The sequence below is a fragment of the Aliiglaciecola aliphaticivorans genome (assembly GCF_054782055.1).
On record NZ_BAAGTF010000019.1, the window covers coordinates 90,117 to 104,053 of the forward strand.

Consider the following 13,937-nt stretch of genomic DNA (forward strand, 5'->3'; position numbering starts at 1 on the left):
GAACGTCATATCCAGCCTTACAACATAGAAACGAGAACTGAGATGCACAAAAAAGCCATTTTAGAAGAAATGCACGTACTTCCTGAAATTAATCCACAAAAAGAAGTTGAAAGACGAGTCGCATTTATTCAGAACCAACTTACGCTTTCAGGAATGAAAACGTTGGTGTTGGGGATCAGTGGAGGGGTTGACTCTTGCACTTTGGGGCGGTTGGCCCAATTGGCTGTTGATGGATTAAATAAACAGTCTAATGGTGGATATCAGTTTGTCGCCGTTCGCTTACCATACAGTGTTCAGGCTGACGAAGAGGATGCACAAATAAGTATTGATTTTATACAGCCAAGTCATGCTGTTAGTGTGAATATTCAACCTGGTGCAGATGCAATTCATGACCAAACATGCGGTTCGTTAGCAGAAGCGGGTTTATTACCTGACGATGCCCATAAGCAAGATTTTGTGAAAGGAAACGTTAAGGCACGCTCACGTATGGTCGTTCAATATGAGATTGCTGGGATGATGGATGGTCTTGTCTTAGGTACAGATCATTCAGCAGAAAATATTACTGGATTTTACACCAAATATGGCGATGGAGCCTGTGATTTAGTTCCTTTATTTGGCTTAAATAAGCGTCAAGTTAGACAAATTGCTACCCATCTCGGAGCCCCGGATAAAATCGTTAATAAAGCCCCAACAGCTGATCTAGAAACCCTGTCTCCGCAAAAGGCGGATGAGCAAGCATTGGGTATGACCTATGATCAGATTGATGACTTCCTAGAAGGTAAAGAAGTTTCACAAGACGTGGAACTTAAATTAATCGAAATATTCACTAAAACACAACATAAAAGAGTGCCTATTCCCACGCTTTATGATTGATTAAAAACAGTGCTCCTCTAAAGTGCGATACATTATCCAGTTTTTTTTCATAGAGCTGGACGATTTTTTGCTGCTTGCGTAATTGCTGATGGTATATTTTATTAACCTGATGTAAATTAAATGTAAACTGAGGGGCGAATTAGCGGTTAGCCAAATTGCCCATCCGATTACGCTAAAATTCCCATGCTGGTAGTAGGATCCTAAGGACGTCTGATGAAAAAAGTTGAAGCCATTATCAAACCTTTCAAAATGGAAGATGTGCGAGCAGCACTTTCTAGCATAGGGATTTCAGGTATGACCGTTACCGAAGTCAAAGGCTTTGGTCGACAAAAAGGTCACTCAGAATTATATCGTGGTGCAGAGTATCACATTGGCTTTTTACCCAAACATAAAATAGAAATTATTATTCCTGATGATATGGTCGAGCGTGCAATTGAAGTCATTATGGACAAAGCGCGTACAGGCAAAATTGGTGATGGGAAGATTTTCGTTTCTACAATCGACAGAGCGATCCGCATTCGAACAGGGGAAGAAAATGAAGAAGCAGTTTAATATTCTTAGGAAGACCGAAACTCAACCTATATGGTTGAATTTCGTCTTCTAAGTCAATGATTCGTTTTTAATGGTGATGTCCGCAACCACCTTCAGCATGGGGGTGACCATGGGCAATTTCATCTTCAGTCGCTTCTCTTACTTCTAAAATTTCTACGTCAAAGTTCAGAGGCACACCAGAAAGCGGGTGGTTGCCATCAATCACCACTTCATCATCGGTTTCATCAATCACCATAACAGATTGTTCACCATTGTCGGTTGTGGCTCTAAAGGTCATGCCAACTTCAACTTCCATGCCTTCGAACATGGTTTTGGGAACCATTTGAACGAGTTCATCGTGACGCTCGCCATAGGCCAATTCAGGAGGTACGTCGAGAGCAAATTTGTCTCCTTTTTGACGTCCTTCTAAGGCATCTTCTAAGCCTTTTATGAGGTATTGACTACCTTGCATGTAAATCATAGGCTCACCATCACGTGATGAATCAATTTGGGTTCCATCTTGAGTCTTCACGGTAAAGTGCATTGTCACAATGGCATTTTCAGAAATTAGCATATAAGGGTATTCTCTATATTGTTTGGTCGGTTAAACCGATTTAATTAATCTAGGTCGTAGGGCAGAGGCTCTACTGTAAATAGTTGCGTTGGATTCTCTTTAGATCTCAATATTTGCTCATTACTTGTATCATTTGGCAAAATCGCCAACAAGCACGTACCTTGCTCTAGCGAAGCACTGCGTAATACTGTACCACCCCGTCGCCAATTATCACCCATTTTAGCCTCTAAAATGTCGCCTGCAAGTCGAGGACTGCTATCATCCGATTTTAGTATAAAAGCGGCTCTTTTGTTTTTACCTAAATACTTGGTACGGGCAACGACTTCTTGGCCCATGTAACAACCTTTTTCAAAACTGATGGCCTGAAGCGCTTGTAAATTCATCATTTGCGGTACAAATTGCTCTGATGTGGCGGCTTGAATATTTGCTAAGCCGCTCAGTATGTCGGCTGCTTCCCAATACTGCTGTGCCATGTTTGATGGGCTTAGCTGTTGATTTAATTGTTGTGCAACGGAATCTTTGGCTAGCACTAAATAACGAGTGAGTGGCACATCGAAACGGATAACCTTCGCGTTTTGGTTTTCGATTATGGCTAAGTGTTCACCTGGTAGCTCGCCAAACAGTTCTTCTAATACTTGTTCTGCCTGAGCGCCACTTGCTGCAAAATATTGCCAGTCAGCTGTAATATCATTGAACTCAACTTTAGAAAATACACCGTATTTTTTAAGTTCACCTAAAGATGCTGGAATACTTTCACGATGACACAATAAATCTACCCCTTGCGCGGTCTTTATAGCATGAAAAATATTCCAGGTTTTACCTTTAAAATCACAATGACAACCAAGTTGTACCTTTTCTTTTTGCAATGAATCCATGTCATTGGTGACTTTACCTTGCAGATAACTAACTGCTTCTTCACCTTCAACGGAAATAATCCCTAGGTTGGTTAGTTCACCGTAAAAACTGTCAGGCGCTGAAAAACTAGACTGCATATTCGCTAATACCTTGTTAATCTATCTATCATGACCACTATAATGGGGTTTTGCGACTCAGATGCAAGTGTATCGTGAATTTGTCTGAGATTTTTTAGGATAATCAGAATACAATTAGCAAAAGCTGATTTCTCAAGATTTGATTGAGGGAATAGTTTTCCCATTATGTTTTAAATTTTACCTGGAGCCAGGATGTTTGATAAAAAAAGATTGTCTAGATTGAAGTGGGCGTGTCGACGAGGCATGCTCGAACTTGACGTCCTTTTTATGCCGTTTGTTGATGAAGCGTTTGACGATTTAGATGAATCTCAGCAATTGCTTTTTGAACGTTTGTTAACCTGTGATGACCCTGATTTATTTGCTTGGTTTATGGGCCATCAAGAATGTGACGATCCCGAGCTTGCGCAAATGGTCGAATATATTTTGAGTCGTGTCAAAGTATAGGATTAGCATAACAAAAAGCCGTCTAATGATTTGTCTGCAAATCACTTGGATCAGCTTCTTAATCGCCAGTTTTTGGTTGTGGAAAGAGGCGGTTATACCTGGTCAACTTTTACTGCAATGCTTGTGTACCTTGCTGGTCGTAATGTTAGGCCTTACTTGGTTAATCAGGCTCAGTCGAACGCCGTCGGCAAACGTAATGAGCTTAACTGCTGACGGAGAAGTGAACTGGTTACAAGGAACAGAACAAGGGTGTTGGAAGCTTAGCCATAAAAGTAAAATTTGTGGGGTGTTTATCTGTTTGTTTTTTCAAAAAAACATCTTCGACAATCGATCTCGTTTTATTTGGTTAGCAAAAGACCAAGTTTCTGAGCAAGATTTTAGGCGTCTTTGCAGAGTTGTATTGAGATGCCAACAACAATCATTGGGTTGTGAAACCAGATAAACAGCAAACCAGAGCTCTCGGGTTCTATGTTAACAAGTAAATGACGAAGGGATGTATGCTGGATTTTTTAAAAGCAGGACTGAAACGAAATCATGCCTTTGTTTTCGACTCGGCATTGTTGCCCAATTTAGACCTGAATATTCGACAAAAAATAAATAGAGTCGATGAGTCCAAAATCAAGGCATATCATAAAGTCGTCCAGTGGCAAGAAACACAAGATAGTAGAATACATCCGTGTTTTTTGCATTTGTATGCTTTTAAGCAACATATGCAGTTAATGCTCAATAAGCAGTTTCCGTTTGCTTTGCTAGGGATTGTTCACTTAAGCAATCAAATCAAAACGTTTACATCATTAGATTGTTGCGATGAGTTAGAGATTGAAAGTCGCGTTATTGGCTTTGAGCGGCATGTAAAAGGTATCAGTTTTAAAATAAAAACCACATTTTACCAACGACAACAAGTCATATGGCAATCGATAAGTGAACTTTTGGCCGTTAATAAGTCGGCCTTTGCGGGAAAACCTCGTTCAGATCCCTATCAACTAGATGTTGATCAGCAACTCGTCAATAAATGGCATTGCGAGCCCGGCATAGGCCGCCGTTATGGCAAAGTATCAGGTGATCTTAATCCCATTCACTTGAGTCAAGCTAGCGCCAAGCTTTTTGGGTTTAAGTCTGCTATTGCACACGGCATGTGGAGTAAAGCAAGAAGTGTGTCCGAGTTTCAGAAACACGTTTCTGACGATTTTTTTGTAGACATTCGTTTTTTAAAGCCTGTTTTTTTACCATCTAAGGTTTGCTTATGGAAATCCCAAAACAATCCTAATGAAACCCAATTGGTACTTACGAGCGACGACAGTCGAATTTGTCACTTTAGAGGACAAATGAGATTTTAATAACATGTTGAGTCAAATTTAAAACAAGGGGAGCTTGACACTCCCCCTGTTATTTCATCCCTTAAGCTGTTTAAGTATCAAGCCGCTGGGTAGGCGAACTGCGACGACCACAAAGTACTGTCACTTCAGCGCTATCCAAGGTGTCTGGGTAATCAAGGTTATAATGCAGGCCACGGCTTTCTTTACGGCTCATAGCACAGCGCACGATGAGTTCTGCTACTGTGACTAAGTTGCGCAACTCGAGTAAATTGTTACTCACGCGGAAATTGGCATAATAGTCGTGAATCTCTTGTTGTAATAATTCGATTCTGCGCAGTGCTCGCTCCAAACGTTTATTGGTTCGGACGATGCCAACGTAATCCCACATAAATAAGCGCAGTTCATGCCAGTTATGTTGAATGACTACTTCCTCGTCAGAGTCACCCACTTGGCTTTCATCCCAAGGCGGAATGACCTGTTCGAAAGCTGGCTTATCTGCTTTTGACAATATATCTTTGGCTGCAGCATGGGCAAATACCACACATTCCAATAATGAATTACTGGCCATACGGTTAGCACCATGTAAACCTGTATAAGCAACTTCACCTATTGCATATAAATTGTCTAAATCTGTTTTAGCGTTAAAATCGGTTTTTACGCCTCCACAACTATAATGGGCTGCAGGTACCACAGGAATAGGCTGACGGGTAATATCTATTCCAAGGTAACGACATTTACGATATATATTAGGAAAATGCTTAACAATGAAATCTGCTGATTTATGACTAATGTCTAAATACATGCAGTCTTTTCCGAGTCGCTTCATTTCAAAATCAATTGCTCGTGCAACAATATCCCTAGGTGCTAGGTCGCCCCTAGGGTCAAATTTGTGCATGAATTTACTGCCATCTTCATGGCATAAAAATGCCCCTTCTCCGCGCAACGCTTCGGTGATCAGAAAGTTCTTAGCTTCAGGGTGGAATAAACAGGTTGGATGAAATTGATTGAATTCCATATTTGCTACAGAGCAACCCGCACGCCACGCCATTGCAATACCATCACCACTGGAAACATCTGGATTAGAGGTATATTGATAGACTTTACTGGCTCCACCTGTCGCCAGGGCGGTAAAACGACTGCGGATAAATTCAACATGTTCTCTTTTGCGGTTCCAAACATAGGCCCCTAAACACTGATTTGGCGCAGCTTCATGGCGCACTAAATCAATAGCATTGTATCCTTCGAATAGGTGAATATTAGGGTTTTGCTTAACGGCTTCTTGCAAAGAGGTTTGCACAGCGTAGCCGGTGGCATCAGCTGCATGTAAAATGCGACGATGACTATGGCCGCCTTCTCGGGTTAAATGGAAACGAGAATTACCTTGCTCATCTTTCTCCTGATCAAAAGGGACACCATAATTTATCAACCATTCCATACAAGACTTTGCTTGTTCGGCAGTGAAGCGAACGGCTTGTTCTTCACATAGTCCTGCTCCGGCCTCAAGGGTGTCTTTAACATGTGACTCGATGGAGTCTTGCTCGTCAAATACGGCAGCTATTCCACCTTGAGCGTACCGGGTGGAACCTTCTGATAAAGTACTTTTACTTAATACGATTACGTTATATTTGTCCGCTAACTTCAATGCTAAAGAAAGACCTGCTGCGCCACTTCCAATAATCAAAACGTCACAACGATGTTCAACAGTAGAGCTCATATAGTATAATAGCCAATTGGAATGAATTTGCAGACCCTATCAGAATTGACAGCTTGTGAAAATAAGCCTTTTAATAGAAAGTTTGTATTAATTTAATTTAAATCGAACTTTTCGCAAAACGTACAGTCTATATTTGTGCTTGCGAGAGCCGTGGTAGTATTTATATTAGGAGTGATGGCTCGAATGAGCGAGCAGATAACGGATCAACAAATTGTTGAAAAAGTACAGCGAGGAGATAAAAATGCGTTTGGTTTGTTGGTTACTAAGTATCAACATAAAGTCGCGCATTTGGTATCACGCTATGTCAAAAACTCAGGTGATGTAGCTGATGTAACCCAAGAAGCATTTATTAAGGCTTATAAAGCTTTACCTAACTTTCGCGGTGACAGTGCTTTTTACACTTGGCTTTATAGAATTGCGGTTAATAGCGCAAAAAATTATTTAGTTTCGCAGGGGAGAAAGCCTCCTGCCAGTGATGTAGATGCAGAAGAAGCAGATTATTATGACGGAAGTGACGCGTTAAAGGAACAAAACTCCCCTGAACGTAGTCTGATGTCAGAAGAACTTGAAAAAGTGTTGTTTGATGCACTAGATAAACTACCTGAAGATTTACGTATGGCCATTACATTACGTGAATTGGAAGGGTTGAGCTATGAAGACATAGCGAATGTGATGGATTGCCCAGTGGGTACCGTCCGTTCAAGAATTTTTAGAGCGCGAGAGGCGATAGATAAAGTCTTAAATCCGCTCTTACAAAGATAAATAAATGACATTTGTAAAAAAATGTTGAACAATGAAGCGTTAATTCAGGAACCTTTTATGACGCATAAGCATGAAAATTTGTCCGCATTTGTTGACGGTGAGAATCAAGACGAGAACTTTGTGTCTGATATTCTCAATGATGATGAAATGGCTGCGAAGTGGCAGCGCTATCACATTATTCGTCAATCCATGCGTAAAGAAATGCCAATAAGCGCGGATTTTGATGTAAGCGCATCTATTGCGGCTGCATTGGAGTCTGAGCCTGCTATTCTAGCGCCTAAACGCACTTGGCGTGATCTACCGGTGATTAGTAATGTGGTGCCTTTAGTTCGTTCAGGTGGGCAATTGGCTATAGCCGCATCCGTTGCCGTTGCAGTGGTGGTTGGCGTTCAACAACTGAATCAAGATGAGCAACAGGTTTTTAATCCCGCTCCAGCTTCATACCCTGGTATCCAAGGTGGATTGTCACCAGTTAGCCTTGAGCAAACACAGGTGACTCCGGCGGTAAGTGTTCGCGATCATCAACGTCGTATCAACGCGTTTATCAACGATCACATGGAGCAAGTCTTATTAAAAGATAGCCAACGCTATCTGGAAGACGAAAGTGCTTTGGTAGATGAAGTTAAATCTGAAGCTAATCAACCAGAAGTAAGCCAAGAACGTGAGAATCTTCCTGAATAAATACTCTCTGCAGCTCAATAACCTTTGGGCTGCAATACTCTTTTTTAGTTGTGTCAAACTGGCGAGTGCACAGGTTGGATTAATTCAAGATCCAAACGTTTTAATGTGGCTCGATAAAATGGCAGATGCTAAAGCCAATCTCAACTACACAGTTTCATATGTACTAACCAAACCGGGTGCAGATCCTCAGCCTTACCTTTGGCGTCATGGCGTTAATGAGGAAGGCATTGAAATGGAACAGCTCGATCAGTTAAATGGTCCTGGTCGCGAAGTGGTGCGAATGGGGGAAAAGGTCAGCTATTTTGAATCGCATCGTGCGCCTTATAGCCTTGCTTCAGGCTACATCATTGGACCTATGCCAAACGTACTCCTTACAAAACCTAAGTCTTTATTGAGTTCCTATGATTTTGTCATCATCGGTAAGAGCCGCATTTCTGGTAAAGTGGCTCAGCAAATCCGCATGATAAGCAAAGATAAAAGTCGTTATGGGTATAACCTTTGGTTAGATCAGCAGACTGGACTACCGTTAAAAATCAATGTGATGGATTTGAACGGTCAAAAAGTAGAGCAAATTCAAGTTACAGCATTAAATGTAACCGAACAGCCGGATCCATACTTCGCTAAACTACAAAGTGCGACCATGCCCGCTGTTATTCAATTGGTACCAACTAAAGACGCGGAGAAACTTTGGCAAGTTGATTACATCCCAGTAGGAATGAAGCAAGTAAAACATAGCGTGCGTCAGTTACCCGATAACGCCGGCTCACTCGAATATTTAATGTTAAGTGATGGTCTGGTAGATATTTCAATTTATATGCAACAAGCTACAGCATCTTCAGCAGAAAGTGACATAGTTGCGCGTTTTGGTTCAGATATTTACTTTTCAAGAAAGCAGGGCGCTGTGTTGGTCACAGTCATTGGTAAAATTCCAGCTAATACCGCTAATTCTATCGCCACGTCAGTGACTCGGGTGCAATAACGTGATTGAGGAAATTGGCGTCATCACGGCTGTTGATAAGGATCATATTTGGGTTGAAACCGAAATTAAATCCACTTGTGGTGGTTGTCAGGCACAAGATAACTGCGGTACCGGGGTGGTTGCTAAAGCCTTTACTCCTAAAAAAGAACAATTGATCTTAAGATGCCATCACACTGCAAAAGTGGGCCAAAAAGTTAAGCTTGGGGTAGCAGAAAGTCAACTACTGACGGCCTCAGCAATGATGTATTTATTACCACTTTTGGTTATGATAGTTACGGCTTTGAGTGGGCAATATTTGTTGCCTTTGATGGACTTGCAACATGAACTTTGGATTGTCGGTGCGGCCTTCATTACGACATTTCTTACTTTTAGATTCCTTAAAAAGTACGCTAACCAACCCCATACAAATCGATTTCAGCCTAAGCTTTTGGCTATTTTACCCGCGCAAGAAGATCCCGTTTTGGCTGATTCCAAAGGGCAGACCCAATATTAGATTCGCTACAAAAGCGGTTAAAATGAGTTAACTTGAAGCGCTGTTAAAGCAGTATTCGTTGAATTAGTGTTATCGATAGCCGCTCTAAGGTGTTAAAAATCCCTTAATAACGAAGTATTAAAATCAATTGTCTGTGTATTCGTCAGAACATTATCGCAATGTGCATCAGAACACTGTAAAATCCCCGCCAAATTATTTTTTATTCGTTCCTGTTTATTCACTTTTGATAACAAGAGCACTAGCTGTAGGTAACAGTCTTAAACTATGCAACATAAGCACATTCGTAACTTTTCCATAATAGCCCATATTGATCATGGTAAATCGACTCTTTCAGATCGACTTATTCAACATTGTGGCGGTTTGACCCAACGTGAAATGTCTGAGCAAGTCTTGGATTCGATGGACATTGAGCGTGAGCGCGGGATTACGATAAAAGCCCAAAGTGTCACCTTAAATTATACGGCCAAAGACGGTGAAACTTATCAATTAAATTTCATCGACACGCCAGGGCATGTTGATTTTACCTACGAAGTTTCTCGTTCTTTAGCCGCCTGTGAAGGTGCGTTGTTAGTGGTAGATGCCGGACAAGGAGTGGAAGCACAAACCTTAGCAAATTGTTACACCGCCATCGATTTAGATATGGAAGTGGTTCCAGTATTGAATAAAATCGATCTGCCACAAGCCGAGCCTGACCGTGTAGCCGAAGAAATAGAAGATATTGTCGGTATCGATGCCATAGATGCAGTACGCTGTTCTGCAAAAACCGGAATTGGCATTGAAGATGTACTGGAAGTGATAGTGCGTCAAGTGCCGCCTCCCGAAGGTGATCCTAATGCGCCCCTAAAAGCCCTAATTGTTGATTCTTGGTTCGATAACTACCAAGGTGTGGTTTCTTTGGTTCGAGTGATGGAAGGAACACTAAACGCGAAAGACAAAATACAAATCATGTCTAATGGGGCGGTACATCAAGCAGATAATGTGGGCATATTTACGCCTAAACAAACCAAAACCGGTATGCTAAAAAGCGGTGAGGTGGGGTATGTTATTGCAGGAATTAAAGATATCCAAGGAGCACCTGTTGGCGATACCATCACCTTAGCCAAAGAGCCTGCTGAATCGGCCCTTCCTGGATTTCAAAAAATTAAACCCCAAGTGTACGCTGGATTGTTTCCCGTCAGTTCTGATGAATATGAAGATTTCCGTGATGCATTGGCTAAACTTACCTTAAACGATGCTTCTTTATTTTATGAACCTGAGAGCTCGTCTGCCCTAGGCTTTGGATTCCGAATTGGATTCTTAGGCATGTTGCACATGGAAATCATCCAAGAACGTTTGGAACGAGAGTACGACTTAGATTTGATTACTACCGCACCTACAGTGGTGTATGAAGTAGAAACCACTAAAGGTGAATTACTAAAAGTCGATAATCCATCGAAATTACCTCCTTTGAATGATATCGCAGAAATTCGCGAACCTATTGTTGAAGCGCATATTTTGGTGCCCCAAGACTATTTAGGAAACGTAATTACTCTGTGTATCGAAAAACGTGGTGTACAAACCAATATGACCTACCACGGTAAGCAGGTAGCAGTGGTCTATGAATTACCAATGGCTGAAGTGGTTATGGATTTCTTTGACCGTTTGAAATCAACCAGCCGTGGCTTTGCTTCATTGGATTATAACTTTATTAAGTTTAATGCTGCTGACATGGTGCGATTAGACATTTTAATTAATGGCGAGCGAGTCGACGCCTTAGCGGTTATCACCCATAAAGATAACGCTCAAGGTCGTGGTCGTGATTTAGTTGAAAAACTTCGGGAATTAATCCCCAGACAAATGTTCGATATTGCCATTCAGGCAGCTATCGGAAACCACGTAATTGCTAGAAGTACTATAAAACAATTGCGTAAAAACGTTATTGCCAAATGTTACGGTGGTGACGTGAGTCGTAAGAAGAAGCTCTTACAGAAGCAAAAAGAAGGTAAAAAACGTATGAAACAAGTGGGTAATGTTGAGTTACCGCAGGATGCATTTTTAGCCGTACTCAAGGTAGGAAAATAAATGGCCAATTACTTTTCATTATTGCTCGTTTTTATAACTGTTGCCTCTGGCTTGATTTGGTTGATAGATGCGAAAGTGTTTGCGCCAAAGCGTCGGCAAAAGGTGATTGCTGCTAACGGTGGGAATGCGTTACCCGAAGGCACAGAGTTGCCAATTCCTTATATTGTCGACACTGCTCAGCAAATTTTCCCAGTGATTGCGTTCGTTTTGGTGTTGCGTTCTTTTTTGTATGAACCTTTCCAGATCCCTTCAGGATCAATGATGCCCACATTATTAGTAGGGGATTTCATTCTTGTGGAGAAGTTTTCTTATGGTTTAAAAGACCCGGTCACTCGCACTAAGTTTTTTGAAACTGGCGATCCAGAACGCGGTGATGTGGTGGTTTTTAAATATCCAGAAAACCCTAAGTTAGATTACATTAAGCGCGTAGTTGGTTTACCCGGCGATACCATTAGTTATTCTTCAAAAGACCTGTACATCAAACCTGCTTGTCCGTCGGGACAAGGCTGTCTACCGGAATACAAGGTGGAAAGAGACTTTTTAGGACAATACGCCTATCAGGGGTACCAAATTAACAAGTTAAGTGAACAATTGGGTGATGTGAATCACGAGATCCTTATTTATCCTAGAAGACTAGATGATATCAGTCGCTACTATGAACAACCTGGTACCAAAATTGGTGAGTGGGTAGTGCCAGAAGGGCACTATTTTGTGATGGGTGATAACCGTGACAACAGCGAAGATGGTCGTTTTTGGGGATTTGTTTCCGATGACCACTTAGTCGGTAAAGCGGTTGCCATTTGGATAAGTTTTGAATTTGAGCGTGTTCCTGAAGATATTTTACCCACATGGATACCTACCGGTGTGCGTTTTGAACGTGTTGGTGGCATTCAATAAATGTCGTTAAACCCATTATATAAAAAGTTATACCAGCGACTTGGTTACCAATTTTTAGATGCAGATAATCTAACCTTGGCACTTACCCATCGCAGTTATAAAAATGTTCATAATGAACGTTTGGAATACCTAGGAGATGCAGTTTTAGGGCTGGTGGTAGCTGAAGAGTTATTCAAACGGTTTCCTAAACAGCCAGAAGGCAAACTCACCAGAATGAGAGCGACTTTGGTGAAAGGGGAAACCTTAGCCGAAGTAGGTAGAGAATTTGAGTTAGGCGATGTTTTGCTACTGGGTTCAGGAGAGCTGAAAAGTGGTGGTTATCGACGTAGTTCAATACTTGCTGATGCCGTTGAAGCGATTATTGGAGCTATTTATTTAGAATCCGGATTAGATTGCTGTAAGCAGTTGATTTTGAATTGGTTTGATTCTCGCTTTAGTGACTTAGATCCCACGGCTCACCCAAAAGATAATAAAACTCAGCTTCAGGAGTTTCTGCAAGGTCGCAAGTTGCCTTTACCAGAATACGAAGTGCTTGAAGTGCTCGGCAAAGATCACGACCAAATTTTTGTGGTTACCTGTTCTGTGGAAGGTTTATCTGAAAAAATTGCGGGCCGTGGCAGTTCTCGTCGTAAAGCAGAACAACACGCTGCCCAACAGGTTTTGGAGAAGTTAAAGTGACACAGGCAAAAACACATTGTGGCATGGTTGCTATTGTTGGCCGCCCCAATGTTGGTAAATCGACGTTACTGAACAAGCTGTTAGGGCAAAAAGTCAGTATTACTTCTCGTAAACCTCAGACCACGCGTCATCGCATCATGGGAATTGATACTGAAGGCCAGCATCAAGCTATTTTTGTTGATACCCCTGGATTACATGTTGAAGAAAAACGCGCCATTAACAAGTTAATGAATCGCGCTGCTTCTAGCTCTTTGGCGGAAGTGGGACTCGTTTTGTTCTTAGTTGAAGGTACAAAATGGACTGACGATGACCAAATGGTTCTGAGTAAAGTTAAACAGTCCAAATTACCCTGTTGGTTGTTGATCAATAAAAGTGACAACGTTAAAGATAAAACTCAATTGATGACACATATGCAATGGCTACAGGAACAACATGATTTTGAAAAAATCATGCCTGTCTCAGCTAAGTTAGGACGTAATGTGGATGAATTGCGAGAAATGGTGCATGAAACTTTACCGGAAAGTGAGTTTTATTTTCCTGAAGATTACATCACAGATCGGTCGAGTCGATTTATGGCTGCAGAAATCGTACGGGAAAAGCTAATGCGTTTTACCGGTGATGAACTGCCTTACTCTGTGACCGTAGAAATAGAACAGTTCTTGCTTGCCGAAAATGGTGTTTATCGTATTAATGGTTTAATTTTAGTTGAGCGTGAAACACAAAAACGCATGGTGATAGGCAAGGGCGGACAACGGCTCAAAACCATTGGCGCTGAGGCACGCAAAGATCTAGAAAACTTATTCGAGAATAAAGTGTTTTTGGAATTATGGGTAAAAGTTAAATCCGGCTGGGCAGATGACGAACGAGCACTCAGAAGCTTGGGCTACGGTGATAACAATTATTAAATACCTCTGTTTTTAAGCTTGTGTTAAATAAAATAGG

Annotated in this window: 16 protein-coding genes; 13 read left to right on the plus strand and 3 right to left on the minus strand. The window is 41.5% G+C overall.

Features of this window, described 5'->3' with window-relative positions; translation table 11 throughout:
• Positions 1-42: 42 nt before the first annotated feature.
• Both nadE and ACYVIL_RS10695 read left to right on the plus strand, forming a co-directional pair.
• Positions 43-873, plus strand: coding sequence for an ammonia-dependent NAD(+) synthetase (gene nadE, locus ACYVIL_RS10690; RefSeq protein WP_303498944.1), 831 nt, complete (start codon positions 43-45; stop codon positions 871-873).
• Between the two features lie 213 nt (positions 874-1,086).
• The gene (locus tag ACYVIL_RS10695; RefSeq protein WP_303470479.1) at positions 1,087-1,425 is read left to right on the plus strand and encodes a P-II family nitrogen regulator; all 339 of its coding nucleotides are present in this window, start codon (positions 1,087-1,089) and stop codon (positions 1,423-1,425) included.
• Between the two features lie 67 nt (positions 1,426-1,492).
• On the opposite strand, the gene ACYVIL_RS10700 is transcribed toward ACYVIL_RS10695, so the two are convergent.
• Together ACYVIL_RS10700 and ygfZ are read right to left on the minus strand one after the other, a co-directional pair.
• The gene (locus tag ACYVIL_RS10700) at positions 1,493-1,978 is read right to left on the minus strand and encodes an FKBP-type peptidyl-prolyl cis-trans isomerase (RefSeq protein ID WP_303470475.1); all 486 of its coding nucleotides are present in this window, start codon (positions 1,976-1,978) and stop codon (positions 1,493-1,495) included.
• Positions 1,979-2,022: 44 nt separating this feature from the next.
• Entirely contained in the window at positions 2,023-2,970 is a 948-nt protein-coding gene (gene ygfZ, locus ACYVIL_RS10705) for a tRNA-modifying protein YgfZ (protein ID WP_460312447.1), read from the minus strand.
• A gap of 192 nt (positions 2,971-3,162) precedes the next feature.
• On the opposite strand from ygfZ, the gene ACYVIL_RS10710 reads away from it, so the two are divergent.
• From ACYVIL_RS10710 to ACYVIL_RS10720, 3 genes are read left to right on the plus strand one after another with little or no spacing between them, the layout of a single operon-like run.
• Entirely contained in the window at positions 3,163-3,414 is a 252-nt protein-coding gene (locus ACYVIL_RS10710) for an FAD assembly factor SdhE (RefSeq protein WP_303470470.1), read from the plus strand.
• Between the two features lie 25 nt (positions 3,415-3,439).
• Positions 3,440-3,856: a protein YgfX gene (locus ACYVIL_RS10715; protein ID WP_460312448.1), complete on the plus strand. Its 417-nt coding sequence runs from the start codon at positions 3,440-3,442 to the stop codon at positions 3,854-3,856.
• A 55-nt stretch (positions 3,857-3,911) separates the two neighbouring features.
• Entirely contained in the window at positions 3,912-4,751 is an 840-nt protein-coding gene (locus tag ACYVIL_RS10720) for a MaoC family dehydratase (RefSeq protein ID WP_460312449.1), read from the plus strand.
• Positions 4,752-4,821: 70 nt separating this feature from the next.
• Here the strand turns inward: ACYVIL_RS10720 and nadB are convergent, their stop codons facing one another.
• Entirely contained in the window at positions 4,822-6,444 is a 1,623-nt protein-coding gene (gene nadB / locus ACYVIL_RS10725; protein ID WP_460312450.1) for an L-aspartate oxidase, read from the minus strand.
• A 183-nt stretch (positions 6,445-6,627) separates the two neighbouring features.
• On the opposite strand from nadB, the gene rpoE reads away from it, so the two are divergent.
• The 8 genes from rpoE to era all read left to right on the plus strand — a co-directional run bounded on the left by rpoE (position 6,628) and on the right by era (position 13,900).
• A complete protein-coding gene (rpoE, locus tag ACYVIL_RS10730; protein ID WP_303470459.1) occupies positions 6,628-7,206 on the plus strand; it encodes an RNA polymerase sigma factor RpoE in 579 nt (192 codons plus the stop codon).
• Positions 7,207-7,263: 57 nt separating this feature from the next.
• On the plus strand, positions 7,264-7,887 hold the full coding sequence (locus ACYVIL_RS10735; protein ID WP_303470457.1) for a sigma-E factor negative regulatory protein: 624 nt from the start codon (positions 7,264-7,266) through the stop codon (positions 7,885-7,887).
• Positions 7,868-8,866 (plus strand): MucB/RseB C-terminal domain-containing protein, encoded by a 999-nt coding sequence (locus tag ACYVIL_RS10740; protein ID WP_460312451.1) that lies wholly within the window; start codon positions 7,868-7,870, stop codon positions 8,864-8,866. The genes ACYVIL_RS10735 and ACYVIL_RS10740 overlap by 20 nt, the downstream gene beginning before the upstream one ends.
• 1 nt (position 8,867) lies before the next feature.
• On the plus strand, positions 8,868-9,359 hold the full coding sequence (locus ACYVIL_RS10745; RefSeq protein ID WP_303470453.1) for a SoxR reducing system RseC family protein: 492 nt from the start codon (positions 8,868-8,870) through the stop codon (positions 9,357-9,359).
• 264 nt (positions 9,360-9,623) lie between these two features.
• The gene (lepA, locus tag ACYVIL_RS10750; RefSeq protein WP_460312452.1) at positions 9,624-11,420 is read left to right on the plus strand and encodes a translation elongation factor 4; all 1,797 of its coding nucleotides are present in this window, start codon (positions 9,624-9,626) and stop codon (positions 11,418-11,420) included.
• Positions 11,421-12,317, plus strand: a complete 897-nt coding sequence (gene lepB / locus ACYVIL_RS10755) for a signal peptidase I (RefSeq protein WP_303470446.1) — start codon at positions 11,421-11,423, stop codon at positions 12,315-12,317.
• Positions 12,318-12,995: a ribonuclease III gene (gene rnc, locus ACYVIL_RS10760; RefSeq protein WP_303470445.1), complete on the plus strand. Its 678-nt coding sequence runs from the start codon at positions 12,318-12,320 to the stop codon at positions 12,993-12,995.
• 23 nt (positions 12,996-13,018) lie between these two features.
• Entirely contained in the window at positions 13,019-13,900 is an 882-nt protein-coding gene (era, locus tag ACYVIL_RS10765; protein WP_460312541.1) for a GTPase Era, read from the plus strand.
• Positions 13,901-13,937: the final 37 nt, after the last annotated feature.

Bases quoted from the DNA above. Each gene is read 5' to 3' on its own strand.
- lepB (WP_303470446.1), top strand. From the start codon at position 11,421: ATGGCCAATTACTTTTCATTATTGCTCGTTTTTATAACTGTTGCCTCT.
- ACYVIL_RS10695 (WP_303470479.1), top strand. From the start codon at position 1,087: ATGAAAAAAGTTGAAGCCATTATCAAACCTTTCAAAATGGAAGATGTG.
- era (WP_460312541.1), top strand. From the start codon at position 13,019: ATGGTTGCTATTGTTGGCCGCCCCAATGTTGGTAAATCGACGTTACTG.
- nadE (WP_303498944.1), top strand. From the start codon at position 43: ATGCACAAAAAAGCCATTTTAGAAGAAATGCACGTACTTCCTGAAATT.
- ACYVIL_RS10710 (WP_303470470.1), top strand. From the start codon at position 3,163: ATGTTTGATAAAAAAAGATTGTCTAGATTGAAGTGGGCGTGTCGACGA.
- ACYVIL_RS10735 (WP_303470457.1), top strand. From the start codon at position 7,264: ATGACGCATAAGCATGAAAATTTGTCCGCATTTGTTGACGGTGAGAAT.
- lepA (WP_460312452.1), top strand. From the start codon at position 9,624: ATGCAACATAAGCACATTCGTAACTTTTCCATAATAGCCCATATTGAT.
- ACYVIL_RS10700 (WP_303470475.1), bottom strand. From the start codon at position 1,978: ATGCTAATTTCTGAAAATGCCATTGTGACAATGCACTTTACCGTGAAG.
- rpoE (WP_303470459.1), top strand. From the start codon at position 6,628: ATGAGCGAGCAGATAACGGATCAACAAATTGTTGAAAAAGTACAGCGA.
- ygfZ (WP_460312447.1), bottom strand. From the start codon at position 2,970: ATGCAGTCTAGTTTTTCAGCGCCTGACAGTTTTTACGGTGAACTAACC.
- nadB (WP_460312450.1), bottom strand. From the start codon at position 6,444: ATGAGCTCTACTGTTGAACATCGTTGTGACGTTTTGATTATTGGAAGT.
- ACYVIL_RS10720 (WP_460312449.1), top strand. From the start codon at position 3,912: ATGCTGGATTTTTTAAAAGCAGGACTGAAACGAAATCATGCCTTTGTT.
- rnc (WP_303470445.1), top strand. From the start codon at position 12,318: ATGTCGTTAAACCCATTATATAAAAAGTTATACCAGCGACTTGGTTAC.
- ACYVIL_RS10715 (WP_460312448.1), top strand. From the start codon at position 3,440: ATGATTTGTCTGCAAATCACTTGGATCAGCTTCTTAATCGCCAGTTTT.